The 26,296-nt window shown below is 49.2% G+C and carries 22 protein-coding genes, 1 pseudogene and 1 riboswitch; of the genes and pseudogenes, 11 read left to right on the forward strand and 12 right to left on the reverse strand.

The genetic code is table 11. The annotated features are described in order from the left end of the window. Positions 1 to 402: 402 nt before the first annotated feature. Complete coding sequence (locus ABWV79_RS06720; RefSeq protein WP_353391054.1) at positions 403 to 2,169, forward strand: hypothetical protein; 1,767 nt, start codon at positions 403 to 405, stop codon at positions 2,167 to 2,169. Positions 2,170 to 2,310: 141 nt separating this feature from the next. On the opposite strand, the gene ABWV79_RS06725 is transcribed toward ABWV79_RS06720, so the two are convergent. The 4 genes from ABWV79_RS06725 to ABWV79_RS06740 form a co-directional block, all read right to left on the reverse strand. Then, complete coding sequence (locus tag ABWV79_RS06725) at positions 2,311 to 2,751, reverse strand: hypothetical protein (protein WP_353391055.1); 441 nt, start codon at positions 2,749 to 2,751, stop codon at positions 2,311 to 2,313. A gap of 33 nt (positions 2,752 to 2,784) precedes the next feature. Beyond that, a complete protein-coding gene (locus ABWV79_RS06730) occupies positions 2,785 to 4,164 on the reverse strand; it encodes an exonuclease domain-containing protein (protein WP_353391056.1) in 1,380 nt (459 codons plus the stop codon). A 26-nt stretch (positions 4,165 to 4,190) separates the two neighbouring features. Beyond that, on the reverse strand, positions 4,191 to 4,982 hold the full coding sequence (locus tag ABWV79_RS06735; RefSeq protein WP_353391058.1) for a hypothetical protein: 792 nt from the start codon (positions 4,980 to 4,982) through the stop codon (positions 4,191 to 4,193). 118 nt (positions 4,983 to 5,100) lie between these two features. After that, the gene (locus tag ABWV79_RS06740; RefSeq protein WP_353391059.1) at positions 5,101 to 5,268 is read right to left on the reverse strand and encodes a hypothetical protein; all 168 of its coding nucleotides are present in this window, start codon (positions 5,266 to 5,268) and stop codon (positions 5,101 to 5,103) included. An 876-nt stretch (positions 5,269 to 6,144) separates the two neighbouring features. Between ABWV79_RS06740 and ABWV79_RS06745 the strand changes: the two genes are divergently transcribed. Then, a complete protein-coding gene (locus ABWV79_RS06745) occupies positions 6,145 to 6,540 on the forward strand; it encodes a hypothetical protein (RefSeq protein ID WP_353391060.1) in 396 nt (131 codons plus the stop codon). Between the two features lie 607 nt (positions 6,541 to 7,147). Here the strand turns inward: ABWV79_RS06745 and ABWV79_RS06750 are convergent. Then, entirely contained in the window at positions 7,148 to 9,256 is a 2,109-nt protein-coding gene (locus ABWV79_RS06750; protein WP_353391061.1) for an AAA family ATPase, read from the reverse strand. Positions 9,257 to 9,893: 637 nt separating this feature from the next. Between ABWV79_RS06750 and ABWV79_RS06755 the strand changes: the two genes are divergently transcribed. Continuing rightward, positions 9,894 to 11,324: a hypothetical protein gene (locus ABWV79_RS06755; RefSeq protein WP_353391062.1), complete on the forward strand. Its 1,431-nt coding sequence runs from the start codon at positions 9,894 to 9,896 to the stop codon at positions 11,322 to 11,324. Positions 11,325 to 11,466: 142 nt separating this feature from the next. Then, complete coding sequence (locus ABWV79_RS06760) at positions 11,467 to 12,213, forward strand: group I intron-associated PD-(D/E)XK endonuclease (protein WP_353391063.1); 747 nt, start codon at positions 11,467 to 11,469, stop codon at positions 12,211 to 12,213. A gap of 28 nt (positions 12,214 to 12,241) precedes the next feature. Here the strand turns inward: ABWV79_RS06760 and ABWV79_RS06765 are convergent, their stop codons facing one another. Next, a complete protein-coding gene (locus tag ABWV79_RS06765; protein ID WP_353391064.1) occupies positions 12,242 to 12,805 on the reverse strand; it encodes a hypothetical protein in 564 nt (187 codons plus the stop codon). A 177-nt stretch (positions 12,806 to 12,982) separates the two neighbouring features. Beyond that, a riboswitch (SAM-I-IV-variant riboswitch) is annotated at positions 12,983 to 13,091 on the forward strand. Positions 13,092 to 13,370: 279 nt separating this feature from the next. Here ABWV79_RS06765 and ABWV79_RS06770 point away from each other — a divergent pair. The 5 genes from ABWV79_RS06770 (at position 13,371) to ABWV79_RS06790 (ending at position 16,438) form a co-directional block, all read left to right on the forward strand. Beyond that, positions 13,371 to 13,670, forward strand: coding sequence for a hypothetical protein (locus ABWV79_RS06770; RefSeq protein ID WP_353391066.1), 300 nt, complete (start codon positions 13,371 to 13,373; stop codon positions 13,668 to 13,670). 134 nt (positions 13,671 to 13,804) lie between these two features. Continuing rightward, on the forward strand, positions 13,805 to 14,446 hold the full coding sequence (locus tag ABWV79_RS06775) for a hypothetical protein (protein WP_353391067.1): 642 nt from the start codon (positions 13,805 to 13,807) through the stop codon (positions 14,444 to 14,446). 79 nt (positions 14,447 to 14,525) lie between these two features. Beyond that, a complete protein-coding gene (locus tag ABWV79_RS06780) occupies positions 14,526 to 14,870 on the forward strand; it encodes a hypothetical protein (protein WP_353391068.1) in 345 nt (114 codons plus the stop codon). A gap of 349 nt (positions 14,871 to 15,219) precedes the next feature. Further along, positions 15,220 to 16,158, forward strand: a complete 939-nt coding sequence (locus tag ABWV79_RS06785) for a metallophosphoesterase (protein ID WP_353391069.1) — start codon at positions 15,220 to 15,222, stop codon at positions 16,156 to 16,158. After that, positions 16,145 to 16,438 (forward strand): hypothetical protein, encoded by a 294-nt coding sequence (locus tag ABWV79_RS06790; protein WP_353391070.1) that lies wholly within the window; start codon positions 16,145 to 16,147, stop codon positions 16,436 to 16,438. The genes ABWV79_RS06785 and ABWV79_RS06790 overlap by 14 nt, the downstream gene beginning before the upstream one ends. Before the next feature lie 205 nt (positions 16,439 to 16,643). Here the strand turns inward: ABWV79_RS06790 and ABWV79_RS06795 are convergent, their stop codons facing one another. Beyond that, positions 16,644 to 17,159, reverse strand: coding sequence for a DUF2937 family protein (locus tag ABWV79_RS06795; RefSeq protein ID WP_353391072.1), 516 nt, complete (start codon positions 17,157 to 17,159; stop codon positions 16,644 to 16,646). Between the two features lie 134 nt (positions 17,160 to 17,293). Here ABWV79_RS06795 and ABWV79_RS22295 point away from each other — a divergent pair. Next, a pseudogene (locus tag ABWV79_RS22295) lies at positions 17,294 to 17,395 on the forward strand (IS5/IS1182 family transposase); the annotation flags it as partial. 18 nt (positions 17,396 to 17,413) lie between these two features. Here the strand turns inward: ABWV79_RS22295 and ABWV79_RS06800 are convergent. Then, a complete protein-coding gene (locus ABWV79_RS06800; protein WP_353391073.1) occupies positions 17,414 to 18,022 on the reverse strand; it encodes a hypothetical protein in 609 nt (202 codons plus the stop codon). Positions 18,023 to 18,206: 184 nt separating this feature from the next. After that, a complete protein-coding gene (locus tag ABWV79_RS06805) occupies positions 18,207 to 18,437 on the reverse strand; it encodes an integrase core domain-containing protein (protein WP_353391703.1) in 231 nt (76 codons plus the stop codon). Positions 18,438 to 18,477: 40 nt separating this feature from the next. Here ABWV79_RS06805 and ABWV79_RS06810 point away from each other — a divergent pair, with 40 nt between their 5' ends. Next, a complete protein-coding gene (locus ABWV79_RS06810; RefSeq protein ID WP_353391074.1) occupies positions 18,478 to 19,494 on the forward strand; it encodes a hypothetical protein in 1,017 nt (338 codons plus the stop codon). A 717-nt stretch (positions 19,495 to 20,211) separates the two neighbouring features. On the opposite strand, the gene ABWV79_RS06815 is transcribed toward ABWV79_RS06810, so the two are convergent. From ABWV79_RS06815 to ABWV79_RS06825, 3 genes are read right to left on the reverse strand one after another with little or no spacing between them, the layout of a single operon-like run. Further along, positions 20,212 to 23,679: an SNF2-related protein gene (locus ABWV79_RS06815; RefSeq protein ID WP_353391075.1), complete on the reverse strand. Its 3,468-nt coding sequence runs from the start codon at positions 23,677 to 23,679 to the stop codon at positions 20,212 to 20,214. 11 nt (positions 23,680 to 23,690) lie between these two features. Beyond that, positions 23,691 to 25,031, reverse strand: a complete 1,341-nt coding sequence (locus ABWV79_RS06820) for an EH signature domain-containing protein (RefSeq protein WP_353391076.1) — start codon at positions 25,029 to 25,031, stop codon at positions 23,691 to 23,693. Next, complete coding sequence (locus ABWV79_RS06825; protein WP_353391077.1) at positions 25,028 to 26,296, reverse strand: hypothetical protein; 1,269 nt, start codon at positions 26,294 to 26,296, stop codon at positions 25,028 to 25,030. Before ABWV79_RS06825 ends, ABWV79_RS06820 begins: the two co-directional genes overlap by 4 nt.

Raw genomic sequence — 26,296 nt, forward strand, 5'->3', positions numbered from 1 at the left:
AGATGGTAGTCCCTTTCCTCACCGGTCTAGACGGTGTTTTCCGTTCTTTCGGTGGGGTCTGTCTTTCTGAAAGTGTTGAATTCTGGAAGCGGCGACCGGCTTCTGAATTGCTCAGAAAACCTGCGCGATAGGAGAGGAAAGCAGGACACTAAATTGTAGTGTTAAATGATTAGAGGACCTTTTTTTCGTAGTGTTTTCTGTTTCTTAAACCATCAGTTCGTAAATAACTGTCAAGTGAGAGCTCATTTTATCGAGAAAATGCGTCACTTTGCGTCTTTCAGCGAAGTTGGGATCTTACTGTCCTGAATGCCACAATGTGACCTGGACAGGTTGAAAACAAACTGGCAATCGCGCAGAACATGTCCAGAACACGCGCCCTGCCGCCAAAAACAAGAAACGCACATGAAAAGATCGAGCGCAACCTTCCAGGCTCCCCGTACAACCCGAAGCAACCGGATCTCCGGTGAAATGTTATCCAAGAACTTGGCGGTGGCTGAGACCGTCGCAGATGTCTTGCGGGACAGAGGTGAAAAACAGGAAGGGGCAAGCGGTCGAATACGGCAACCAGGTTATCTTTCTTACCAACCTCTTGGAGAAGGCAGAGGATACGAAAGCCCCTCTGATTGGGTCGCGCGCCTCAAGCGATACAGCGCGGATATTAATCCTGAGTACAGATGTCCGGCTGCTCTCGTGGATCTAAACCCGTCGCGGAAGATGACCTGTAATGCTCTAAAATTGATGCATTTCATCCTGGCCTCATGCGCCCATGCAAAATCGAAAAAGGTCAGCCTGAAGAAAGGAACCCTGTCAGATTTTCTTGGAGCAACGACACCACGTGTTGTTGATGCGATCCGCACACTGAACGAGTGCCAGCTCACACTGAATGCACTATCGGTAAAGTCTGGTTCCAAGTCACACCAATCCAAATTGCTAAAGAAACTGGATGTCGGAAGATACATGGTGTCTGTAGAACTTTCCGACCCCGTCTGGTTGGAGCTGCGCAACCCTGGTTTCTTTGCTTTCGTCGACCTTCAGGTCGTTCGAAATCTTAAGTCAACTCATGCGATCTTGTTGACCCCTCTCGCTTCGCTTTTGAGCGTTTTGCAGCGCGACACCAGGTTCAAGCTCCAACGTCATACCAACACCGCAACAGGAGCACACATAAGTACGTTTTCAATTGAAGTCTGGCCTTCAGAGTTCATGCAATGGCTCGGGTATACACCGAACGAAAACGTGCATCGGGAACCTGCAAGATTGGTTAAGTCCGTTTCAAACGCACAAAAGCAGATCGAGAAAGCCTTCGGCAAAGATACCTACGCACCGTCGTTCTCAATGAGGCCCTTCGAGGATTACGAAAATTTCAAAAGAGATCTAAGCAAGCCCGACAAAACAAAGCTCAGGATCACGCTACGACCTGCGGCTCGAAACGTGATGTATGAATTCATGGATCGAGATATCTATGAGCAATTTAATCTCAGTGCGCCGAAAGACCTCTACATTAGCCCAAAGAGGTTTGTCGCCATATTGGATGCGCTTCATCTGGATGTATCCGCAGATTTCCTCGAGGCGCATATGAGTGCGGTTCAGCTGGCTTGGAAACACTTCCTCTATCAGAAATACCAGAATGGTGTGGCGATTGAACCAATCAATGGGCCGCAATTGATCTCAGAGTTCATCGATGAATGTCTTAGTTTTGGTGTTCAGACTGGACAAGCAGATCAGTTGGTTGCTGCGGAGCTGGCGTTTGAGGATATTGTTTTTGGCCGGTTGAAGCCCGTTTCAGGAGCAGATGAAACCGATGAGGACGATCTGGGCTCGGTGTTTACCCACCACCTCTCAGAAACAACGCGGGAAACTGCTCTCGTTGGGCCTGTACGACGTGAACGGCGTGATGCAAACGTTCTCACCAAGTACCGGATCAAAACCAGTGGTGATGGCAAGCATTGGAAGTTTGACGATGTCGTATTCGAAGACCGGTTGAACCCGAAAACCAAGAACATGGAAAGAACTTACCTACCGATAAGCGACATCGTTTCGGGTAAGGTCAATCCACAGACCTACGCATTCCGAAACGTCCATCTCACAAGCATGGAAAGGTCAACTTATTTTGAGATCCAGACGCGCACCGAGCGTCTACTTGCACGGGATTCAAGCAAAGCTGCTCCCTGACCGATTGCGAAAGTCGACCGATGGAAAAATGCTCCATTAACATTGCTCAGTTACCATCTGACGCCTTTTGGTCGGCGTTCATCGACATTATGTGCAGAAGTAGGAACGACAAGTTCTGAAAAATTCAAACCAGCTTGAAGGTTACTCGTTTTCGTATTGCTTGCTTAAGGCGTCAAAGTCCGCGTCCAAGACGGTTTTCAAGACCTGTACGTGTGCTTTGACCTGCTCTAGATCCCAACCGTCGACCATGACAAAAACCCAGCCGGAACCACCCGCAGGTCCTTGGTCAGGCGGGCAGTCATACAAAGCGGCCACACTCGGCAGTGCGCTAATAAAGGTCTCCACGGAATAAGGGTCCGCTTGGAGGTCAATGGTTTCACTTTCGCATTGGAACTGGAGTCGCCGATACAGCGCTCCAAGCTCATCTGCCATAGTCGCATATCCAGCCCAATCAAAGTCGTACAATGGCGCAAGCTCTTCGCCGGTCATAAATTCCCCGTCAAAGATGTTCCCAAGATATCCGGGAGTTTCCTCGACGGGTATTGGATCGCCGTTTTCATCGGTGTATTTGACTTCGTCCATCACGCCCGTCCTCCCAAAGTTACAGCCACTCCTTTAAATCACCTGTTGCTCGAGGCCCCAGTAAAATTCTCGAAGTTCTTTGAGCAATTCTTGATTATCCAATCCTTCGGAACTCATCGCCCGGAGTTCAGCATTAACTTTTTCTAGCGTCGTCCATTCAGATATTGTCTCAACTGGCATAAGCCATTTTTCTCGGACGTAGTCGCGGAACTTTGCCAGATCATTTTTTGATAACAGATCTGGCCGGTAGAATGCCACGATGCGCCGACCCAGCTGCCTCAAGCGCGGATCCGACAAGTTCGAAACAATCTCACCCCGACGTGACCATTCGCTTGAATGAAATTCTTCAAGAAGGTTTTTGTCTGAAGCAGAATAGAAGCTGCCATAGATTTGTTTTTCAACCGGTCTTTGCAGCCTATCTTCCTCGTCCAAGAAACGTCGCGCCATGGCTTCGCCCACTCGGCCTTGGAATTCTGGAGCCTCCGAGATTAGTTTTGCCCTTCGCAGAATTTCGTTACTTGGATTGCGAGTGTTGAGAAGCGCTGGAGCTTTGTTTGTGGCTATGCCCCTGATAATTTTGGGGGACGCGTCTACGGCAGAAAACAGTTGGTCATCATCCGCGTTTAAGAAATCAGATGGATCAGCTGCCTCCAGGTCGAAAAACCCGGCTTGTGACTTGTTTCCGGCAGAGTAGCCGCAAAAGCACCCAACATATGTTCGGGGTTCGCCTCCTCCAAACCGGACCACCAGTTCTTGCGGGTGAAAGGTTTCGAGTTTGGATTGAACATTGGCTTTATGGGCGTTGTCTAGCAATTCGGCCCACAGGTCCGGGGCTTTTGACGCGATCAAACGCGCGATGTGAATTGTTGCTTCGACATCCCCGAGCGCGTCATGCGCGTTATGGGAGGTAAACCCGTTTGTCGGCGCTAATTGGTCCAGTTTAAAAACTGTGCGCCCCTGATCGTTGTTCGGCCAAATCAGTGTATCAGGGGTGCGAGTTCGAACAGCGTATACCGCTGGTAAGATATCAAATCGCGTGTTTCCGTGAAACTGCGTCGCGTAAACATCCGGGATTAAATTCTGATAGAAGCATTGCCTTAGGAATTCCTCGTCAAACTTCATGGAGTTGTATCCGGTCCAGATGGCAGGGGACCAGGTCTTGATCAATTCTGAGAGCTTCTCAGCAAACTCCAACAATGTGGGAAGACTTGTGTCCGTCAGCTGCGCTGGAGATACCCCCGTCACGAGCAAAGCTTGCGGTGAAGGCAGAATGTGTGGCGCCAGGCGACATCGCAAGTTGACGCGTTCTTTCTCTGCAAAGTTCTCGTCGGTGCGGATCGCGGCAAACTGGAGCGGCTGATCGTATTCCGGCGAAATTCCCGACGTCTCCAGGTCATAAAATACATAATCCATGCGTCATCACCTTGTTGGGAAAAGCTTCAAGCCAAACGCGCGTTTCCTCTGATCCAAGCTTTCATATACTCTAGATCGTCCTGTGAAAGGATTGGATCCTTTACCAGTTTGTAACCTGCCATTCGCTCCTTGTGCTCACTCTTAAGCATCGAGCCATCATAGAACGTTCTCAGAGATAGGATCGGGTGCGCTCGATGATGGTAATCGCGTGCTCCAGCATTTGCCCGCAGCATTCGAGCCCAAAAGGCTCCATCAGCATAGGGCACGATCAAATCATATGTTTTGTCTTGGTCCAGTTTGGACATTTCAAAAAATTGCCGGAGTTGGCGTGCGCTCATGAGTATTTCCCATACGTCAGAAATGAAATTGTCCGGTGAAATGAGCTCCCGCTCTAACATCCTTGTTAACGTGTGGTGGCTCATATGAGCCGCAGTCATGATAAATACGCCTGGTTCTTCAGAACTGCTCTCAAACTGTAGATCGGTCAAAAAAACGGAGCGCTCGGGTTTGTCGAAATGCAGCGTTTCTGCTTCCGCATTCTCAAAGATGTGTGCCTCAAAAGCTGTAGTGACAGAGGAGGCAAACGCAATTTTCAAGTCCTCGCGCCAAATTGGCGCTTTCGGACGTTCAAAGGGAGGATTGATCAAAGGTGCTACTCTATTGAGAGTCCATTCCGGGACTTCAGAGTTGCTCGTTTGTTCAAATATTGCTTGCGCTTCTCTCGCCTTGCCACTTTCCAACCACTCTCGTATCGAAGCGTAATCTGGCAAGTCTTTCATTAACTTTTTCGCATGCCGCTTGGCCAGTTTTTCATCCATTTTGGTCTCTGCTCTACTCGTAGGCTCTAATGAGGTGTTTGCTTACAAAAAGGTTTGGGAGCACCGGCAAAATTGCACGGTTTAGCCTGGGTTTACTTGAAATCTGTCCAAGCTGTACTCAGTTGGATTCGTCCGCTTCAAGTCCCTTTTTCACCAATTCCCTGATCGCCTTCGTTCGAGCCCTGATCCTGTTTTTGAAACCCCAATTATCGATTGCATCGATCTCGTCCTGGGGCAGGTAGATGTGGAGTCGAACGCTCTTCTCCTTTGTGACGTCATCCGGCATGTCGAGCCTCCTTTGACCCAAGATGTAACTCATAGGCTTTTGTGTCAATTGTGTGGTTGACACAAAACAAAAATTTTGACACAAAAAGCCCACTTAGCACAAAACTGGAGGCGCTCATGTTTGGGATTATCAAAGTAGCGTATCACCAACTGCATATCATTGCGGTTATCATCCATGTCGTGCTCGTTTTCGGCGAGCTGCTCCACGTCATTCCCCTCGCGTAAAGGAGCCAGACGATGATCCAGTGCCTTCAGATAACAGGGCCGGTGCAGCCTCAGGTCTTTACCGTTCAATCAACGCCTGAATGACCTAACGCGTGGCAACCGTCGCAACTTAGGCTGCACCGGCTCCTCAATTTCCTTACTCACTGAAAACTTCAGTAGAAAGAACTTCGTGTCGTCGGCTTGTCGACACATCCAGCAACCGATTTCATATTCCTTTGCCTCAAGGTTCACGATGCCAGACAGGTGAGGTAAGCGTTCGGATTTTCGGTTTTTCAGAACTGTCAGTCTCGCTTTGTGGGTTATCCTGACGCCTGATCTTCGTTGATGAATTTCAATATCGATAGCGGCTTGGGAAGGCAGCGTGACCGCGACAGTCGCTGTCGCAAGATACCTTTTGTGACCAAAGTCAAGAATGCCCAACCACTGTGAGTTTGATGACCCTTTGTGAACTCTGTTTTGAAAGAGTTCTGCAATTCCAACTTCTGACATGCGCCATGCTCATTTTATTCGAAGAGCAAATGTCATTCGACTTGCAAAACACAACGCATGGATGGTTTTGGAGCTGATTTGTAAATTGCGTAACCCCGGCAAACTCTTTGATTACGCACAATACAAGTTGTGCCGCTAGCACACTAAGCTGGAGCAAACCTGCATGAAGAAAACAAAGTGCCGTCAATCGGAGCCAATTGGCCTGCGCATCGACCCAATGTTGAAACAGTTACTGATCCAAGAGGCAAATGCACAAGGGGTGTCACCGACATCCTGCGCACGTCAGATTCTTGCCGAAGGCCTGAACTATAACGTTAACCTGCCGGCTCAAGCGTCGCCCAAACGTCATCCCAAAAAGGCTGTTTCTGCCGACCTGCACAGAGCGGTCGCGTTTCTTGCGTGCATGCAAGATGCCCGCCGTGAGTTACGCGCCATCTCGTGGTCACTTCGACAACACCAGGCACCCTGGTCGCAAAAGCTCGCCGCGATTTTAGCTCTCAAGCAGGTCAACATGACCTTGTCCCGGCTTCAACACAGCCTGATCGGAACGAAGGAATGATAATCAAGTCGAGTCGCGTTCGAACAGAGCGCACAGCAGCAATGGCAAGGTATCTTTCTGCTCAGGGCGCAAACGAACGGATCACGTGGCAATCGGGTATGCCCGAAGATATTCAGATAATGGGGGAGATATCAAAGCTTGCTGGCAAAACCTTTTCCGTCCGACATGTCGTCATCTCACCCGGCGCAAAAACCTGCAATCGAGACCTGGTAAAAATTCTTAAAGAGATATGCCTCGAGTATAATGTGCCATCGGCCGTTGCACGTCGCCTATGCATTGTTAAGCATCAAAAGGCTCGAGCGGGTTCAGACGTAAAAGTGCATTGGCATGTCGCGCTTTCGGAAACAGATCCTATTTCGTTGCGAACCATGGAAAGTTCTTTTAGCCGCATTCGGGACGAAAAGCTCTCCAGAATTGCTGAACTCATCTTGGGTCATTCCGTAACACCAGGTCGCTTCAACAAGGAGATTTACCAAACTCTATCCCGGGAGCGAAAAGACCTGGACCTCAAACCGTTTCGGCAGGCTCTGCGAAGCGAATGCAGGAGGGCCGGGCTGGAGAGTTCCAACTGGCTTCACGTTCGCCGGATACGAAAAAAGCATGCACCTCAGCGTGATCCGGATGCGCTCTCTACACCGTCACCGCGGAACACCCTATGGGGCATGTCCCCAGAGCTTTGAAACCTTTGCAAAACTGTAGCCAAGTCTTGTTCCACAAGCTCACGCTCAGACATCAGCCTTCTAGCCAAAAACTCAACCGTGTTGCGTTGAGAAACCAGGATGTTCCGGGCCTGCCGCTGCGCGGCTTCCAAATGCGCCATGATCCTCTTTGCGATGTTGGTATCTTGCAACAAGGCGTTCAGGTTTTCCTCAGTAACTGGCCTCCAAATCAGCGGCTCCAGCCCAAACCCGTGTTGTGTTTCCAAACGAGCGGCCAAGAAGGTCGCTTTGCTCAGGTCGCTTTCTCGTCCGCCCCCTGCGCCGGTGGATACGGAAGAGAGCATTAAATCTTCAGCTTCGCGCCCGGCCAACAAGGTGGCCAATTGTGCTTCCATCTGTGGCAGTGTCGGGTTGGGATGGCTTTCACGAAATGTCACAGCCCCGCCGTGATGTCCAACTTCTGCGCGCAGAGGCACGCCCAGACCTAGCTTGAAACCCACAACGCTGTGCCCCGCCTCATGGTAGGCAATCCTCGCGATGTCCTTTTGGGAGCTTTGGGGACAAACAGCAGTCGCCGCCTCCAAAAGATCTTCATCGCTCAAATCCCGACCATTTCGGCGTGCAAGACTTCCGGCATGCCGTACAAGCGCCGCCGCATCCGCACCGCTGCAACCGAGAAGATGTGAGGCAGCGCCTACAATCGCCGTTTGAGAAACGACCGACCCAGCATGCTCGGACAGAATTGCCGCAAGCGTAGCTTTACCCGGCAACTTCAATGCAACCTTGAGATCAAATCTTCCGGAGCGCACAAGTGCGCGATCAAGTTTTTCAGGATGGTTGCAAGCACCAATAACCAAGACACCTTGGTTCTTTGTTGCCCCGTCCATCGCTTCCAGGAGGCCATTCAAAGCGGCGCGCGTGTAGTTCGCATTCTCTCCAGTTGCGGTCGCGCGGTCTTCAAAAGAGTCAATTTCATCAATGAAAAGCACGGAAGGCGTGCGCTTGCTCGCATCGCCAAATGACCGGCGCATTGCTGCCAGGAAGTCTCCGAGATGGCCATGCCGCTGCCAATCGGAATAACTGGTCGCGATGAAATGCGCACCAATATGTTCCGCAAGCTTGCCGGCCAGAAACGTTTTTCCCGTACCTGGTGGGCCGTACAACAAAACACCTCTTGGAATATCATCCCAGCCAAGTTCGCCATGGTCCCATGCCTGCATGTCAGCAGCTAGTTGCTCCAGTTGGGCTCTGCTTGCTCCCAGCCCTTTCACTTCGTCCAACGCCTGATGGCTCGTAGAAATTTCATTCCCTGCTGCGAAACTTGAAATTTTCGCCACCATTTCTTGGAAGTCAGTATGTCTCACTGAAACTGCCAATTGATCCGGGGTCAGGAGTTGCAAAGCGTCGTCGACAGGCAGTTTGTGGTCGGCGACTCTGATTGTGCGATCAGGTTCTTTCCGATGGACTACTTGGTGGAGTGTCAAGACGACTTGTCTGGAGACTTTTGCTAGCCGCACAACTTGTGAGACAGATGACCTGAAAGGCGCGGGAATGGACTCTACATCCCGAACAACACAAATAACAGGTTGTGCATTTGAAATACCCTCCTTGAAGGAGTTCTGGAATTCTTTGTGCCGACTAATGGGGTTTCGCGAAACGCCGCTGAATCTGTCGGTCAGCACCGAAACTGCTGGCAGGTATCTATAAGCCCGGCGCATTGCAGGAAGCAGTCCACTTTCAAGTGCATCTGCTACATGCTCGATCCAATCCGGATCAGGTGTTTCAATCACTGTTACACTGAACGGGTCAAAAAGGGAGCCCACCAGCGTTGTGGTCTCAGCCTTTTGAGAAACAAAAAACAGGATCAAAGCCGCAGTTGAGTGAATATTCAGTAAGGACCGTTGCGTAAGCCATTTTACACCCGGCTCGTTTTCTTCAACTTCTTCTGTCCATTCAGAAGAAAGAACGTCGCGCGTGTCTAGTTCTCGCAAGGCTTCGCCAAGCCATGAATCTAGTTCAAGAGTATTGGTGGAAGAGTCTTTGACAACACAGGTCACTGTGCATTCCTTTTTCGCATACATTCTGAAACAGCCAACAGCGCACGCAATACGAGCGCTAAAAATCAGCTGAGAGATATCAGCTGTGCCAACGCGTATTCGCGCGGATCAGTAGAAAAAGCGAAACAGGACAAAAATATCTCCAAAAAGGGATCTCAAATTACTACCATTTGTTATTATTATCAAGCGCAAAGCTAGAAAATTTCTCGATCCGCTTCGGTTTCAAGGTTAAGATAGCTTGGATCGCTTGAAGGTTGGAACGTGAGCTGGAAAAGACTGCTCACGAGCTTAACTGAAACCAAGCACGAGCTGGTTTATGGATACCCCGGGCGAAAACAATATTCAGGTGCTTTCAGACTAGCTTTGACTATCACCTTTAGTGCAATCCGTTCATGGAATAAACCGCGCCTGAAGTAGCGCATTGGCGGGAATTCAAAACTTTTCGGCGTCACAAAAAAAGCGATCCCGCCTTGTCGACCTCATATTTGGTTTGAACTTGAATGACGCGAGACACCATGCTTCCGGCACCGCCCATCCGGTAATCCACCAGTCAGCGATCCAAGCCGAGAGGCACTGCTAGTGTCGTACTTCGCAGGTTTCAGTCGTTGTTAGATTTGGTTTGCTGGAAGGAAGTTACATGCACCTAAGAACAAAACATGAAATCGCGACGCTATTTGTATTGGCTGAAAAAACCATAGACCATAACGGCAAACGTGGTTTCTTTGGCAAAGACAAAGGCGCCGAAGCTGCGAGTTTGATGATAGACCAATTGGATCGCGTTGTGAAAATTGCGCTTCAAAACGGCGATCTAGAAGAAGCAAAATTTACCGAAATCATGAACCTCATCAAAAGGGGCACAGAACACGCGCGAATTCGTGATGATGCAAGTCACGTTTTGTCGCGCGTGATTGCTAACAAGTGTGGTTTCGATTTTGACCAGCTGTTGGAACATAAAAAATCTGAAGAAACAAAAAGGATTGCTGAAGAGATCGAAGACGCTTTCGACAATCTCGTTGAGTTTGCCCTTGCTCTGTCAGACGGAGACAAGAAACGTATCGAGTATTGGGGCGAGCAGCGGAACTCCTCCTACGACACTTTGTACCGTTACAATGTAGAGGAAAAGGAAATCGAGCGTCGCGTCGCAGAAGAACTGGCAAGCGCGCAGGAAGCAATCCGGCTAGAAAACGAAACCCGTCGCGCACTTAGGACACTGACCTATGCCCGCATGGAATTGCAGGCCAATGACCTCGACACGAGTACAAATGGGCAGATTGAGGCGTTGCGGCTCCTACGCGAAAACGGTGTCACCGGCCGAGAACTTGAAGAAAAGATTCAGGAGACACGGGAAGCAGTTGTTAGCGCAGCGCGAGGCGTACTTGAGGATTTTGACGCTGAGACGGTTATTGATGACGCGATTTTTGACATCGCTTATGTCGAATATGGAAAGAAGACCAACCAACAACTGGATGAACAGGACTACAAAGATGTAATCACTGCGGTCGAGACACTTCGGCGGCTTAACGTAAGTGAGCAAGAGGCGAAGCTACGCACTGAAGCTGAGGTGGAGAAACTAATGTCTGACGATGCCCAAAAAGCGGCTGTTCGCGAGAGTGAAATTAAAGCTGAGCGTGAAAAATTCGACGCCTCCGCCCTGGTTCTCGCAACCCACCGACGAGCGGTTCAGACCGCCAACCGCACGCTGCCTTCTCATGAGCGCGTGAAACCCGGGCCGGAAACTGATGTGCAAACACCTGAAGGTCGCGAAGCACGCGAACACCTTCTCGAGTATTTCACGCCCGAACAAGTAGAGAAACTCATTGAAGTTCAGTCTGGCGAACTTTGGTACTCCGAAGCACTTGAAAACGCTCGAAAGTCTCAAGAGGAGTATTGGGGAACCTCTGCACATGAGGCTTCAGAACTAACCAGAGAACAAATATCCGACATGCGCTCTGTTGGCCATTTCCCTCCGCAACCGGAAGGCTTTCCGCTGATAGCCACGTCTGTAGATTTCTGCTTCTATATCGATCCTTCAAAAACCCGGAAGCCTATTAAAAGTTGTCCCAACTGAAACCCATAAACCCCGTGGATTTCGACGACATTGACTTGACCAATCTTCAGCTGGATGTGTGAGTTGACCTGAATTCCCTACTGAGGCAACTGCTTTTGCAAAAAAATAGGGCCAAACCATAAGGAAAGAAAGTGACGTCGGTATGATTGAAAGAGAGACCATCCTCGAATGGGCGGTGAAAACCCTCGAAGAAAATAACGTCCCGATGCACGTAAACGATATTGCCGCGGAAATAGCCGGCCGAGACCCCGGGCTTGCCATGTCAGGTGCTGATCTATCAGCGCGTCTGCAATCGGTCCTATTGAGCGAAAGTAAAAAGAAGGGCTCCAGAATAAAGAAACCGCTAAACAGACAAAAAAAACCTCGGAAGGGCATGTATAGGGTTTCTAAAGCGCCTGCGCCAAAACTGAAACCAAATACTCCGGTTCATCCAATCAGTACACAGAACACTGGTGCGGCTGGAGAACACGCAGTCGTTTCGGAGTTGCTGTACAGAGGTTTCAATGCTTCGAAAATGGCAGTCGACGACGGCATTGATATCGTAGCGTCAAAAGAAAACTCGTTCTTTCATATTCAGGTTAAGACATCTAACCAAAATAAGAGCGGCTCGTTTTCCTTTACGGTTCCTAAGAGCAGTTTTTCGGCGAAAGACTGGCAGAGCACGTACTACGTTTTTGTTTTGAGAAGACTGCTGGCGAACAGATACATAAATGACTTCATTGTTTTGCCAAACAGCATCTTAAATCATTATGTCTCAACTGGTGTAGTTAGCGGGAAGAATTCGATCTCGCTTACTGTAACCTGTGAAGGGTCAGATCTGTTCAAGGTCAACAAATCTGAAGACGTTACCAAATACGTGAATAACTGGAGTGTAATGAAGGGTGGATAAGCGCGCTACTTTGGCAATGCAAACGCACCTATAGGGCAATAAACTTGACTTGAGACAACTTACTCAAAGCGTTGGCTTGTGCCAGGTTCATTCGCAAGACAGCAACTTGTGTATTATCACCCGGATAGAAACCTTCGACTAAGTCTATGTCGAGACAATCCGGGATTCCGTTGAGAGAAAAGAACCTGAAAGCCTCCAGAAAAGGATTTCCGGACTCGCCCGCGTAGTCCCAATCTTCTGCGTCCGGGCATTCTAGAAGCCAGGAATTTATCGAGCGTAATACTTCCGTTTTGTCTCCTGTTACGTTGAGTGTCTTAAGGATATCACTCGGTTCGTTGAAATCTTCCCTTGCTGACAAGATCTTATTTAAGTCGTCCTGCTTTTTCGATGTACCCTGTTCCAATTCATACCAAAGCTCGTCATCCAATTGCTCGATCAGTGTACTTAGTGGATCGCACAATGAGGCTTCTTGAATTGCTTTTTCCAAGCTGTCGAAGCTGCTGAAATCAAAGAGTTCAGATCGGGTCTCGACCTCCTGCGGCATTTGAGTGGCTATTTGACCCGTTTCCATATCTACATAGAGATTTTGCAAAACCTACTTCTCCATTTCGCGGCAAACGAACAAACCGGTTACCTTATTCTCACCAGAAAAACCTACGACCGCACTCAAGATACACAATTAAGAGCGCAATTTGGCGTACAATCAAAAGACTTCGACACATAATCGAAAGCCCAGCTCTTGTAGCTTTTTGTTCGCATGGCTATCTTGCGTTCGTGTGAAGAGATCAGCAAGCGCTGACGGCAACCTGTCCCGGACAAGGTGCCCCCGTTTGACCGGCACACGGCCGAACCATGGTTTGGCAACATCGGGGACCAAGATCCCAAACCTGTAGCATAACCGCTCTTGCGGTCACGCTCGTCTGTCGAGCCGTACCTGTAAGTCGCGGATGACCGCCGGGGTATCGACCGCCTGAGACATGCATGCGACCGGTGCGATTTTTGGTCGTGAGCTATTGCCGCTCACCTGACGATGACTGAAGGCACAGTCGAAACCTAACGCGCCAGCTTCAAACGTATTAATGCGATTGAACAAAAATGTTGGATTGATCCAACGTTTCGCGCGCCAAAACAAGCAATTAGCGATAGAGGAGACAGTAATGACAATTTCTTTGGCGTGGTCGTCCTGGCGTGAATGGACCCCACGAGAGGACAATTCAATACCACCAGAAATACGTCCCGGAGTCGTTTTCGAAGCCGATGTGCACGCGCCACCGCAATGGGCACTCCGTAATTTTTATTGGGTGACCTGGGGCGAGCGGCAAACAGGGGTCGTTGTCGATGGAAGCTCTTGGATGATGTACCCGGTGGACGTGGATATCGCTCGAGTCTGGCGCTACCGCGTCTTGATCGAAACTCAAGCAAAATCAGATGAAACCGAATACGAACTGGTCGCTTGAATCACTGACACAATATGGAATTTTCGAACACAGTTGGGTCGATTTATCGCCTTCGGAGACATCGATAGACTTTCGTGTTCATCCGGTAAAATTCGTGGTCACTACCAACCCTATTATTGAAAGGAGGCGTTGAAATGCAACAGCCCCAACTTTGCGTCTCCGTGTCTGGAATGACGTCTGGAATTAGAACAGCGGTTAACGACATCAGAGAAAGACTTATGCTCCAGGCACCAGATTGCGTGCCCTCAAATTTTGACGGACCAGCACAAGTTGTTCTCATGGAGTACGACCATTGTGCCGACAGAATGTTTTACTCCGTCTACTCAGGAAGAGCTTTTCACCAACAAAACTACAAGGGCCCAATGGGCAATGGATGGATGCAGCCTGAACAAAAAGCGGAGTTTGCTTGGAGAGAAGGAAGCTTTCTCAGGGTTAGTGAGTGGAAGCCTGCAAGTGGGTTTGAGTTTCTGATCGACCCCAAGCACATTTGGATAGATGTCGCCTACCAGCAGGAAGGAATTCCAGAAGTCGAGGGCTTGTGCGACCACGAAGATTTGCTCGAACCTTTCCTATTGCACGGTACTCCCATGGAGGCAGAACAAGCTGCCTCCGAACTCAGTTATTGGAATGACTGGAGTGGATTTCAGGAAGAACTACCGTTCGAGTACCTTCCGAGACATTATGATCATAGACCTGACTGGGAATACTCCCAGACGGTCCAGTACTACCCACTGCAAATCCCATTCACACAAACAAGGCCTGCTACCGATCCATAAAGCAGACTTATCATAATTCGAGGCACAATGACGGGCGGCAAAGCTGTGCCACACAATGGACTGACCCGGAGCCTCTCCAATGAGTAACCAGAAACCTGAGAGCAGAGCTCGCTTGTACAGGCTGCACTTTAGGCGGCGAACGACCAGTGCAACCAGCGGAATGATTTGGGCAAATGCGGCAAGTTGGGTATTTCGCCAAACGCCGAAACCTCGGCATGCGGAAGGAGGGTATACAGGCTTTGAAATTGAAACCCTGCAACACCCAATTGAAGCAAAGCTTGCGCTTGAAAAAGCAACTGGAGGCATATGGGAAATGCACCTTCTTCAATCCCGCCCGGCAGAAAGTGGAGAAGGCGAAGGCATTTGCAAAGGAGAAAACCCTTGGAAAAACGGTTGGCCTGAATCAGATTTTCAGACCGATTGATACCCGTTCGGTCAACGGTGTCGGCCAGAGTGCATCATTGAGACAACATCTAGGCGTTCGGAGAAATGCTTGTTCCGGATTTGATCCGGCTACTGGATAATATCGTTTCCGATTTCGGACCCTCTGAAACTCCAGAGTGGTCTTTATGTCGCAAATTGGGCGATTGGGGATGTGCTTAGGCGTTTGTACCAGGAACGGGGTTTGCTCGGTGGCCGGGTCAAGTAACCTTCAGGTGAGAAGTGCGACTGATCGCAGGCATCAAACCTTAAGTCCCCGAGGCCTTGCGAAACAAAAACACTGACCATTTGTTTTGCCTGCTTCAACTGATTGCAGCAAAAAAGGAACTCGAATGTATCACATCATACCGGACATACACGGGCAGGCCGACAAGTTAGATGATGCTCTGGCCCAACTTGGTTGGAGAAAGTCAACGGCTGGTTGGCAGGGTCCTAGCCCGGCTCAAAGGATCATGTTTCTTGGAGATTTTATCGACCGAGGCCCTGAAAACAGGCGTGTCCTAGAAACAGTACGGTCGCTAATGGACAGCGGCAAAGCCGAAGCTGTCATGGGTAACCATGAGTTCAATGCAATCCACTTCCACACAGAAGTAGATGGCAAGCCGTTGCGAGAGAGATCGCGGAAAAACATTGGCCAGCACCAGAGCTTTCTTGAAGAGTTCCCGATAAATAGCTCTGAAGCTCGCGAAGCAATCAAATGGATGATGACACTTCCGTTATTTGTGGAAAACCAACAGTTCCGAGCCGTTCATGCGTGCTGGTATTCCCCGGCCATTGATCTTCTGAGGTCCGAACTTGCTGGCTCACGTTTAACCGACGAGATGTTGCAGCGCCCTTCTTGGCAAGACGGAGATATCTGGGAAGCGTTGCAGTGCGTCACGTCCGGCGTCGAGTTTGAATTACCAACGGGTTACTCCTTTTTCGACAAAAGCGGATATGAACGACATCATATTCGAATGGGCTGGTGGCTATACGGCGCCAAAACCTGGAAAGAAGTCGCGCGAAGCGTACCTGATGCCTCTAATTTGCCGGACGGCGAAATTCCTAGTAGCGCCGCAAAATTTGTATACAAAGACACCAAACCCGTCTTTTTTGGGCACTATTGGTTAACTGGTACGCCAGCTATCGAGGCGCCCTATGCTCTTTGTCTCGACTATTCAGCAGGAAAAGATGGGCCGCTGGTGGCATATAGGTTTGATCCGCAACAGTCGGCAAATGACGTCCGGAACATCTTTCGCCCTGTGACGGATTTGAATCATGGACGAGGTTGAAAGCATGAGCGAATTTCCAAAAGCTGGCCCGGTTAGCGTGATAGTCGAGTGGGGTTATGACCTTCACGAGATTGTTCTATCAAAGAAAAATTGGTCATTGATACTACGCGGCAATCCGCTTCGAATTCGCTCGCGTGGCTATTATGAAGGTGCCGACCAATGGGAGTACTGGAATTTCGCCGGTGGTCTAGACGGAGCGCTTTTGGTCGAGTACGGCGAGGACGGCGCGGTAGGGTTTGAAGGACACTTAAAGGACGCGTTTGTTAAGGCCACAGGGTAAACTTTATTGGACTCAAGGCTAAACTGAATGAGTTAAAGGCGAAAAGTGGATCGTACGAAAATGGAAAGTCCTCTAGGAATATTCCGTGACAGGTCCCAACGAGCCGGATGACGAATTGACAAAATTCTCAACTTGGATAGGGCTGTTCCCTCGACGCATTCGAATGGATAGCAATGGGATGGCACCCAAGCTTACCGAGATGCCGTCAGCCAAGCGCCAGTCGCCTTGGTAAACGCAACACTGAATGAAGAACAAGTTGCGTTAGAAGGTAAAAGGTAAGGGCACCCACCGCGGACAACCAAGCTGTTTCCCGATTGGCCGTGATCCCCGGCTGGAAACCCTCCAACGTTTTTTGCCCCGTATCTGAATGTTCCAGAATGCTTAGCGCCGTATAAGCATAGCTAATCGGGTTTGCGTCACCGATTAAGGTTGCATAACTCGAAAGACTGTCGTGACGCTTAAATATCGCGTCCATCCGCCGCCCCCTGGACTGAACAAAAGGGTCAGGGTTCTCTAATAGGCGATTGATTGCGTTCTCAACGGTCAAGCCGTTCTTACGTGCGTCAAACTCAAATTCCTGAACTATGCCTGAAAGCTCCGTCAACGCGCCACTTAGATATTGAATGTGTTGCTGTTTGAAGTGAGGCAGCTGCGAAAAGAAGATCGCGCCCGACAAAGTCACTACAACAAACAACGGTGTTTCAATTAGTCTCCGCCACATGCATTTCTTCCTTTGAGTTCAGTCACTTTTGAACTTGCGTTCTCCTTTGAATGTGAGATCTGCTGCTCCGATTTTCTTGCGATTTCACGCCACTTTGGCATCACTTGGTGCCAGAGTGCCCTTAATTGTGATTGAGGCTGTGGAGTCCTCGCGCTCTCGATACCCTTTACGACAGATGTCCTGAAATCTTCATGTCAGCCATCGCTCTCGCTGCAAATGTATTATTCTGGTTATGAGCCCAGAGCCTAAGGCTGTTAGGTATCTCCAAGATCACCAAAATCATGCTCTCCACTGAGAAACCCGTTCCCGAGGTTCCATTTGTGAAACCCTGACGGCAGGCGCTGGTTGGATTGAACATATTCTTCCAAAAATGCCCTGATTCTCGTTCTTTCGGACGGGCGATGTATCCCGGCAACTCCTCGCGTCAGGTGACCATCAAGTTTGGCGCAGTATTCTTCAATTTTTCTTTGAAAAGGCTCGACTATCAGAGCCCGGCCCTGACTCTCTTTTCGTCTTCGCCTCTGCTCTCTTCTGAGCAGTAACACCTCTCCTCGGCGAAATTGATCGGAAAGCTCTGTGTCAAAAGGCAGTAGCGTCTCTGCAATCTTGTCAATATCAAATTCTGACAGCTGCTCGCCGATGCCCTCCAGCATTTGACACAGTTCATGGTACAGATCTGCTCCACGACGTAACCCATCGACCGTTTCAAGGTGGATTTCATCCACCTTGTCCACTGGATCTATCATTTCTTGCTTTGCTGACAGCGAGTAAGCCCCATTGGCGTGCTGTTCAACTATGAAGCTCCATGACCATTCCTGTCCAACCATGTTTCCACTAGAAAATCGAAGAACTTCTTTTTGCATCGCTCACCTTTCAATTCAGATGTGCCGGGTTCATCCACAAGGAATAAGTCGGCATCCGAACCCGCCCTCTAAGTTTTATTATTCACGCGCATCAGGCGGGACTACTTTACCCGCGTACTAACTATAACTACGCAGTGCGACACTGAGAGGCCTCCTCTGACTGGTCCAATTTGATTTTAATTCATCATTTGCCACTGATCCATCGGGATGATGGTTTCAAAGCTTGTGGGCGGTAGCTCAGAGCACTGTGGGGCTGGATTGTGTTGTAGTGTTTCCTCCATTGCTCTATTCGCGAAGTAGCTTTGGAGCTTAAGAAACAAAAATTTTTCTCTAGAACCCGACGAAATATCAGTCGGAACGTGCAATCTCTTTTTACAACTACGCGAGAAAAGAAACGCTTAGGACATCGTCCCAGTTTTTATTAAGAAGGGTTCTCCAAAGGAGTGAAACAGAATATGGACTGGTTTCAAGCGATTACAGGTTTTGCAGAGCAAGGCTACGCAAAAACGCGGTCTCTCCTGTCAATACACGACGGATATCTGGTCTCTGAAAAAAGTAATCGAAAATGTGCAGTCGGAAAGCTGACTTTAACTAGCCTCAATACTCTTAGAACGTCGGTGCCGCATCCCTGCGATAGGGGTATGCTTACAGTCACAAATGCGAGCGCCGATGTGCGCGAACTCCATAGCGTTCCAGAAAACAATGGGGCGGTTTTTCAAGTAGCCTCTCAGTTCAATATGTTGGAAATGATGGACCCTGATATAACGCCAGAGGACGGGGTTACGCGGTATCAGTTTGACAAAACTCAAGGCCCTGCCTGCGCAATAGCCGGGGGAGCTGCGACTATATTTCGGAATTACTTCGCGCAAGTGGGCGAGAAATCCGGACAGACCGCAACTAATCAGCTCAATGGATTAGGAGAGCTTGCTGCCACACTTGGTGATCATATGGGGAAGAATGGCGACGAGATATTGCCTGTTCGAAACGGCTATACATTACCGAGTTATGGTTCCTTGGTTGATGTCAACCGAGCATTGGAAAACTTGAACGCACAAAGCTTGAGGAATTTGGAGGGGGCTCTGGAGGTTGGTGTTCACGTTGATGTTGAGGTGACGGATCAGACGAGTTCGAACCCCAACTCCGTAACGCAAGTATTCTGTTCGGCCATGCCAGTTGGCTATTCTAACGTTAACGCATCTCTTTGGGAGCCGCTGGCTCGATTGATTTTGAACTCAGCTTATGAAGCTACGCTTTGGACCGGGCTACGGAACAAACTTGAAGGCCGATCTCAACGTGTGTTCCTCACTCGCCTTGGCGGTGGGGCCTTCGGCAATCGAGATTCTTGGATCGACGATGCCATGAAAGCGGCGCTCGCCAAGTTTCGCGGCAGCGGTTTAGAAGTAATCATTGTAAGTTATGGTGAGCCGCCGCAATCAATGCTGGCCTTGTCGCGAGAATTTGGAGGTAACTGAAGTGTCCTGGGATATGTCGTCTGACAAAAGCCGTAACGGCGCCTTCAGGAACCTATTGAATTCGGTTACACTCGACCTCGAACGTCGGGCGGAAGAGCTCTGGTCAGTTTTGCCTGAACCCAAGTCGGAAAGTGCAACGGCTATCGCTCAAAGACTTGACCTAAAAACGTCCGGTCGAGCTGTCATACAAGACTTGCTACACTTAATGATCGCAGAACACGCTGAATTTAGGAGAAATTTGCTAGTACAATTTGGCTCATACGCGGACGCCAAAGGCGTGGGAACGGGAATGCAGATTGACAACCGGGAGCAAATGGCATCGCATCTTGCAGCACGTCGCATGGAAGCTCGTTTGGCAGGACGGACACCTCCGAGCGACTTCGATGGATTGGTTGAGGATTGGATGAAAGTCTAAATTAGCGGGCCTTAGGTTCCAGCCGACTTTAATTTCATCCAGGGCAAGACGGTCGCTGAGAGGAAGACCGTGGGGGAATCGAACCAACTCATCTGTTGCGATTGGTCAAAAGACGCACACTCAGCGCACGCCGATCAATAATCTCGGCTTGCCGTGGCTTTTTAATGAATGGCTGAAGACGCTCCAATTGATCGTCAGTCAACCAGAATAGTTTAGTCTTTAGCAGCACTTGAATCTCAGTGGCTTAACTCGCGCAGCCGAAATGCGGGCAGGCAGATTAATGGGCTCCCCAACCTAGTAAATCAGACAATATGATTAGGCCAAAGTGCAAGTCTATGGCGATCAACTAAAATTACGCCATTTTCTTCTGCAAGTTTCCGTGCTCCCGTCGTGAAACCTTCTGCATTGGTTATGACAACGCCAATCGACCCTTTATCCGTGGGATATCGCGTTGCCGCGTGCAACACTTCATGTACAGGTTTTTCATTCAGGTAGCGCTCATCCTGATTGGTGAATTTACACTGGACCAGAACAACATCTCCTCTCTCAATATGTTCCATGTGCAGATCGAGACCGCCGTCACCAGATGCCGGCGTATCAGAGACTCTCCATATTCCGACGGACTTGGCCATATTTCTCGTCCAGACCTCGAAGGCCTTCCAATCGAGGCTATCTATCTGAGAAATATCGAACTTATTCTCGTTGGTTAATCCGCTGATCATAGCACTTTGGTCTGAATCAAAATCTTCAACCGGCATCAAAATATCGCGAAATAGCTTTCGCTTTCGGATCATTATGTCGTTCAGAATGCAATCAAAACTCGCGCGTTGATGATACGGGTGAACAGCAATAGGGATGTGGATAGTTACATCACGATCCTGACCAATTCGATATATTCGGTCGTTGCACTGTTCCTCGATAGCGGGATTCCACCAGCGCGATAAGTGTATGATGTGTGTCGCAGCAGTCATGGTGATCCCAACTCCCGCAGATTTCGGGGACAGAATTCGAATGTCAAACAAACCATCCCCACGCGTGTTTTGGAACTGTTGGACGATCTCGCCGCGTCGACTTGGCGACGTTTGCCCATTGATGATTGGAATATCAGGAAGATTATATCTTCTCGACAAAAGTCGCCTGAGCTGATGTTGCATTTGATGTGTTTCAAGAAACAACAACACCTTTTCACCTTTCTCACTCAGGCTGTCCAATATCTTCAGAGTCTGCGCAATTCTTGCAGACCTTTCAGCTAAGGCCGCGAGAGGGTCTGGATCATCATCCAATTGATCAAGACTACCAGGATACAGGGAAACAGTTCTAAGCTGATGTAGCACTTTGAGGGCCTTGCCTCGTGTCTCGCTCCTTAGTTTTGGAAAAATCATGTCGTACGCCTGAGCTTGCAAAGTCGGCATTGCTTCAGGGTAAAAGCGATAGTTCTTAAGCGGCAATTCGGCGACAGTTTCGCTTTTCATTCTGCGGATACCTAGCGCAGGCGCTGCCAGGTCGTCTTGAGTTTTGTAATAGCCCACATCAAAGATCTGTTTATTTAATTCACGGTATTTCGGCTCTGTTGCGTCCTTATACTCGCCGGCGAAGTCCTTCAGGCTACCGAACGAGCCTGGTGCCAGAGTATCCATAATGGCCCACAACTCAGTAATTGAGTTTTCTACGGGCGTTCCTGTAAGGCCAATCTGAAAATCAGCTTTAAGAGACTGAGCTGCTCGATGCGCAAGTGTGGTAACATTTTTGATTGCCTGAATTTCGTCAAACACGACGGCACCAAAATCGATCTTTCCGAACTCTACTTGGTTTTGAGCCAAAGTCGTGTAAGTCGTTAGAACCCATATCAGCTTGTCATTTGGGTTTGAGAGGCCCTCAAGGCCCAGGTCCATGTACTCAGAACCATCATGTGCAACACGTTTCAGGTCTTTTAGTCCTGAGCCATAGGCATCAATTCTCGTGCCCAGTCCAAACTGACCGTCCATATGCGTTTCAACCTCATGAGACCAGTTTCTCAGAAGCGTGGTTGGCGCCACTACTAGGAGGGGTTTTTTTTTCGACGGCGGTGCCGCCTTCATGTTCTCCTGAAGCCAAGCCAGGAAAGACATGGTCTGAAGGGTCTTTCCGAGCCCTTGGTCGTCAGCGTTCAGGATTCCCGGCAGCCCACCAAGATATGCGTCCACCTGCCAATCCATAGAAGTTTCTTGGTGGCTCATAAGCGACGTCATTATTTGGGAGGCTCGGTTTTGACTTGTATATCGCTCTCGGGGGAAAACCTGCCTACGATACTGTTCCTCTTCAAAATTGTCTTTGACCAGAAGAACGGTGTGTTCACCTGGTTGCTTTGGAGGATTGGCTCCCCCATCCGGAGTTTCTGGTGAAATCACAGAGACAAGCTGTGACAATACAGATTTGACCGCTTCGGTTGCCGGAATCTGTCTGCCGTCGAATTTCACTGTCTTTTGTCCGGCTCCGATGGCCCGCTCGATTTCCTGACGAAGGTTGTCGATTTCCTTCGGTGGAATGGTAACAAACTCATTTCCCAGATAAATTCCGAACTCCTCTGGTTCCCACGAATTGGGTTGTTTCTTTATCCAGGGGACAACTGGCGGCTCCCAAAGGCCAAGACCTGTCACTCGATCAGAGTATTCGCGTGTTTCAACAAAAACCGACGAAATGAGCCTTTCCAACTGCTCTTCTTGTATGTCATCAGCCAAGTCTTCGTTCGAGGTGGACTGAATTTGCTCTCTATAAAGTCCAACAAGAGCCTTGGCCGGGTTTCTTGCAAATTCCTCCCGCTCTTCGGGCGCCGCAGACTCCAGAGACCGAATATGATCCACCGCCGGGAATAGTGTGTCGTCAATTAAGATGTACTCGCCGGAGGCCAACAAGTACGTACGCTTTGCGGGCGCCGATGCGAAAAAACCTTGGCTTGGGTGGCTTTCAAAAACAACACGCTCTTCGCTATTTAACAGACTGTCTTGCTCACTGATTGTCTCATTTTGCGAATCTGGGCATCTCTCAAACAATACCGGAGTGATCTTGTACCCATTTTCATTTTTGAATTCGACCGACACCGAAAGCGCTCGTGCCAGGCGAACTTTGAATTGGGAAAGCGCACCTTCAAGCTTCACTTGCAGTTGGTTGCTTTTCTCAGGATCGCTTCCTTCGTCTCCAATTGACGAAAAGTCTTCTTCTGAATTGAGGCTCTCGCTAGTTTGCGTTCCATTGATCAAGGAAAGAATGTCCGCGACCAGATTGACTCGTTCCTGAACGTTGCTCTTCTTGTCATCGCTCAACTCTTCGAGACGTTCCAAAATGGTAAAGATTGGATTAGGAATTACCCAGTCCTGTCCTTCTGCCCGTAAGATGGCGCCGAAGCGTTTTGTGAGAATGGGGCGACCTTCAACTTGCCAAACTGGAACAACCTCAAAGTCATGGCTTGCAAGACTTCCTCTTTGTTGCAAGCTGAACTGAAACTCTGGGTTCGTCGGTAAATTCAGAGCTGTTAGTGTGTTGTTGCTTAACTGAGCCAGCATCGCATGCTGGATAGTGATCACGCCGTCGCTCTCAGCGATTAAACCCGGCTCTGCTTCTTTGAGACGCAGCAATTCAAAATAGGCGAGCGCACCCGATGCCCCTGAAGCTTTTGACCACTCGCGCAAATCACTTGGTGTCAGCTTTCTAGACATGCCGAAAAGACTACGAGTCTCTTCTACGAACTTGATTTCCACACCATATTTGGAACGCTTGAATTCAGTCTTAAACACTTCTCACCGACCTACTTGTTTCGACGTATGTAGTCCCGAGTTTTTTGCATCCAGCGATTGTTCACATCATGTGTGAAAGCTTCGTCACAACGTGAGGCTGGCACTACTAATTGGTGGTATTGATAGTCTCGTAGGCCCAGGTTGGGACCTCTACTTGACTGATCTTTGAAAAATCGAACTTTGAAACTGTGGGTTCCTTCAACGACGGTTAGACGACCAATTCTCATAATAAAATAACATTTTTCTCCACTATCGCTTATTTTTCCGTGAGTTTTGAAGGTTGGATCGCTGTATTGCTTCGCCAAATTTTGGGCGATCCTTTGACCGTCCCAATTCAACACAACCCATGCATCATCTATGAGATCGTCTTTGTCTGCCTCCATCCAGAACTTTCTACGCGGTTCCCACATATGGCTGCCCTCAAACCGGTCGATAATATCGAAGAAGACTTTGAGGGATTTGCTCGTCAACCAACGCTTGACGATGGCCAGAGCTTTTTCAGATACACCAGACCACGCCGGTAAACTGACTCTGGGGTCATTATAAGTGTCGACCAAAAAACGCTCCAACTGATCTCTGAGCGCAGCAGGTCCGCCTTTTGCAAATGGGAGCACTAAGGCGTCAACACCTTCAGCCCTGCCAATCTCAGCTTTGGTTTGTTGGTCAGGTCGCAGCCATTTCATTACTTTGTTGAAAGTTTCTTCATCGAACGCGTTTAGTTCGCTGGACAGCTCTTCGAGCATCGCTTTGAACGCCGCGAAATAGAGCCCTTGAGCATGAGGAGACCAGGCTCCGAGCTGTTTGAGTTCCGCATACGGATTGGCGGACTTTGCCATGCGCGATCCTAGTTGGAGATGACCGACGTTGGCATCAAATACATCAACACAATCAAGGAGTTCTTTTTGCCCCACGAAGTTTTCACTCGCTTTGGACTTAAGCGTCTCCTTTAGTTTGATGGCCCTTGGTGTGTTTGAGCCATATGTCAGTAGGTACGCGTCTAGTGCAGCGCGGCAATAGTTTTTCCTGTCTGTAACCTTGAGGGTCTCCAACAGGATTTCGCAGACATTCTCCCATCGGTTTTCTGACAAGTCTTCACTTGAAAAGAAGGACCGCAGTAGGTCCGATGCTTCATGCCAGGGATATCTGTCCCAGTTATTGCTGGAGTATCGCGTCTCAAACTCCGTCAATCTCTCCGCGAGATCCGTTGGACTGGAACTCTCAGCCCCAACTCCATACATCATTTGAAAACGCTTTACCGCACGCTCGAGATTGACAGTGTTGCCGCTTCCATCTCTCAGTTCCGGAGGTGAATAACTTACGAGAAGATCGGACAGCTTTCTAGGTTCCATCATTCGCCCACCGACCTCTTAGCTGCATCCTGAACCGCTGCCACAAGCTGCTTGGCTTCACCCAAGTCCTTGGGCGTGGTCATGATGAAACGAAGATCGATCCGGCGATTAGCATCGCGAGCGCTGGATGTATCTTCGAATTCCACGGGGCGCGTGGCAGCATACCCCGAAACAGACAGGACTGGTTGTCCAGAGATTGACTGTTGATTCTTTTGATTGAGAACGTAGTTGGCGTTTAGGTAGGTGCTCAGCGCTGGGCGATGCAGTACAAATTCACGATAGGTGGTTGCCGCACGCTTGGCAGAAAGATCCAAGTTGTCACGAACGCTGCCCGATGGTCTCACAGGAATAGCGTCTGTATGTCCTTCTATCTGGATGGCCTCAACAATCGACAAATGTTGATTGCAGCTCTCATCGATGGTTGAGAACTCCCCCAAAGTAAAACAACTCAATTCTTCCGCAAGAATATCAGCGACCAACTTCATCCTGTCCCTGACCTGTGGTGTAGGTTCGAAGCTGGCGCTCCGAAAACGGATGACGTTTTCGTCAAATCTAATTACGCCACTAACTTCATCTACTTCTACCTTGATACCATTTTCGAGCAGCCGCTCCTGAATTGTGGAAAGCAGTCTCCGTCGCGTCTCTGAAATATTCGCCAAAGTATCGGATAAACGCTCTTCAGATTGTCGACTTTGCTCCAATGCGGCCACGACTTCTCGCAACCTTTGATTGTCCGTCCTCAGCGCTGCAATCCGATCTTCCAGTGTGGCATCACCGTCCAGTTCAAACTCTAAGGTTGCAATGCGGGCTCGGAGCGTCTCGTTTTCATCTTTCAAGCGCGCATTCACTGCTTTGAGATTGTCAATCTCTACAGTTGCCGCGGCATACAGTTCTCGGATTTTGCTCTCGCTGGCCAAAACATCCTTCAATCGCTGTTTAAGAATGTCATTCTCGCGAAGCAACTGAGCGACAAGACTGGTTTTTGCCTCGAGGGCGCTCTCCAGTTCCCCGACGCGTTCACTCAGCTGTTCGTTGGCGTTCGTTAGAACCGCATTTTGGTCTATCAAATCTGCAATTTTCTCATCACGAACCGAAACTTCGTATTCGAATTTTTCTCGTGAAACCGTGTCTTGATTAACAAATGACTTTGCGAAAAAAGCCATCAAGATCATCACGATGAATAAGATAGAGATCATCAAGTCGGTCATCGAGACGAAAACCGACTCTTCTTCTTCTTCTCTTTGGTATCGACGGGTAAGAATTGCCAT

Source organism: Ruegeria sp. HU-ET01832, assembly GCF_040371315.1.
In the GTDB taxonomy this organism is placed as follows: Bacteria; Pseudomonadota; Alphaproteobacteria; order Rhodobacterales; family Rhodobacteraceae; genus Ruegeria; species Ruegeria lacuscaerulensis_A.

Excerpts from the sequence above, each read along its gene's own strand:
- ABWV79_RS06770 (WP_353391066.1), top strand. The coding sequence starts at position 13,371 with ATGACAATTTCTTTGGCGTGGTCGTCCTGGCGTGAATGGACCCCACGA.
- ABWV79_RS06825 (WP_353391077.1), bottom strand. The coding sequence starts at position 26,296 with ATGGCAATTCTTACCCGTCGATACCAAAGAGAAGAAGAAGAAGAGTCG.
- ABWV79_RS06740 (WP_353391059.1), bottom strand. The coding sequence starts at position 5,268 with ATGCCGGATGACGTCACAAAGGAGAAGAGCGTTCGACTCCACATCTAC.
- ABWV79_RS06785 (WP_353391069.1), top strand. The coding sequence starts at position 15,220 with ATGTATCACATCATACCGGACATACACGGGCAGGCCGACAAGTTAGAT.
- ABWV79_RS06810 (WP_353391074.1), top strand. The coding sequence starts at position 18,478 with ATGGACTGGTTTCAAGCGATTACAGGTTTTGCAGAGCAAGGCTACGCA.
- ABWV79_RS06730 (WP_353391056.1), bottom strand. The coding sequence starts at position 4,164 with ATGGATTATGTATTTTATGACCTGGAGACGTCGGGAATTTCGCCGGAA.
- ABWV79_RS06725 (WP_353391055.1), bottom strand. The coding sequence starts at position 2,751 with ATGGACGAAGTCAAATACACCGATGAAAACGGCGATCCAATACCCGTC.
- ABWV79_RS06775 (WP_353391067.1), top strand. The coding sequence starts at position 13,805 with ATGCAACAGCCCCAACTTTGCGTCTCCGTGTCTGGAATGACGTCTGGA.
- ABWV79_RS06760 (WP_353391063.1), top strand. The coding sequence starts at position 11,467 with ATGATTGAAAGAGAGACCATCCTCGAATGGGCGGTGAAAACCCTCGAA.
- ABWV79_RS06720 (WP_353391054.1), top strand. The coding sequence starts at position 403 with ATGAAAAGATCGAGCGCAACCTTCCAGGCTCCCCGTACAACCCGAAGC.
- ABWV79_RS06735 (WP_353391058.1), bottom strand. The coding sequence starts at position 4,982 with ATGGATGAAAAACTGGCCAAGCGGCATGCGAAAAAGTTAATGAAAGAC.
- ABWV79_RS06800 (WP_353391073.1), bottom strand. The coding sequence starts at position 18,022 with ATGCAAAAAGAAGTTCTTCGATTTTCTAGTGGAAACATGGTTGGACAG.
- ABWV79_RS06755 (WP_353391062.1), top strand. The coding sequence starts at position 9,894 with ATGCACCTAAGAACAAAACATGAAATCGCGACGCTATTTGTATTGGCT.
- ABWV79_RS06795 (WP_353391072.1), bottom strand. The coding sequence starts at position 17,159 with ATGTGGCGGAGACTAATTGAAACACCGTTGTTTGTTGTAGTGACTTTG.
- ABWV79_RS06745 (WP_353391060.1), top strand. The coding sequence starts at position 6,145 with ATGAAGAAAACAAAGTGCCGTCAATCGGAGCCAATTGGCCTGCGCATC.
- ABWV79_RS06790 (WP_353391070.1), top strand. The coding sequence starts at position 16,145 with ATGGACGAGGTTGAAAGCATGAGCGAATTTCCAAAAGCTGGCCCGGTT.
- ABWV79_RS06780 (WP_353391068.1), top strand. The coding sequence starts at position 14,526 with ATGAGTAACCAGAAACCTGAGAGCAGAGCTCGCTTGTACAGGCTGCAC.
- ABWV79_RS06820 (WP_353391076.1), bottom strand. The coding sequence starts at position 25,031 with ATGATGGAACCTAGAAAGCTGTCCGATCTTCTCGTAAGTTATTCACCT.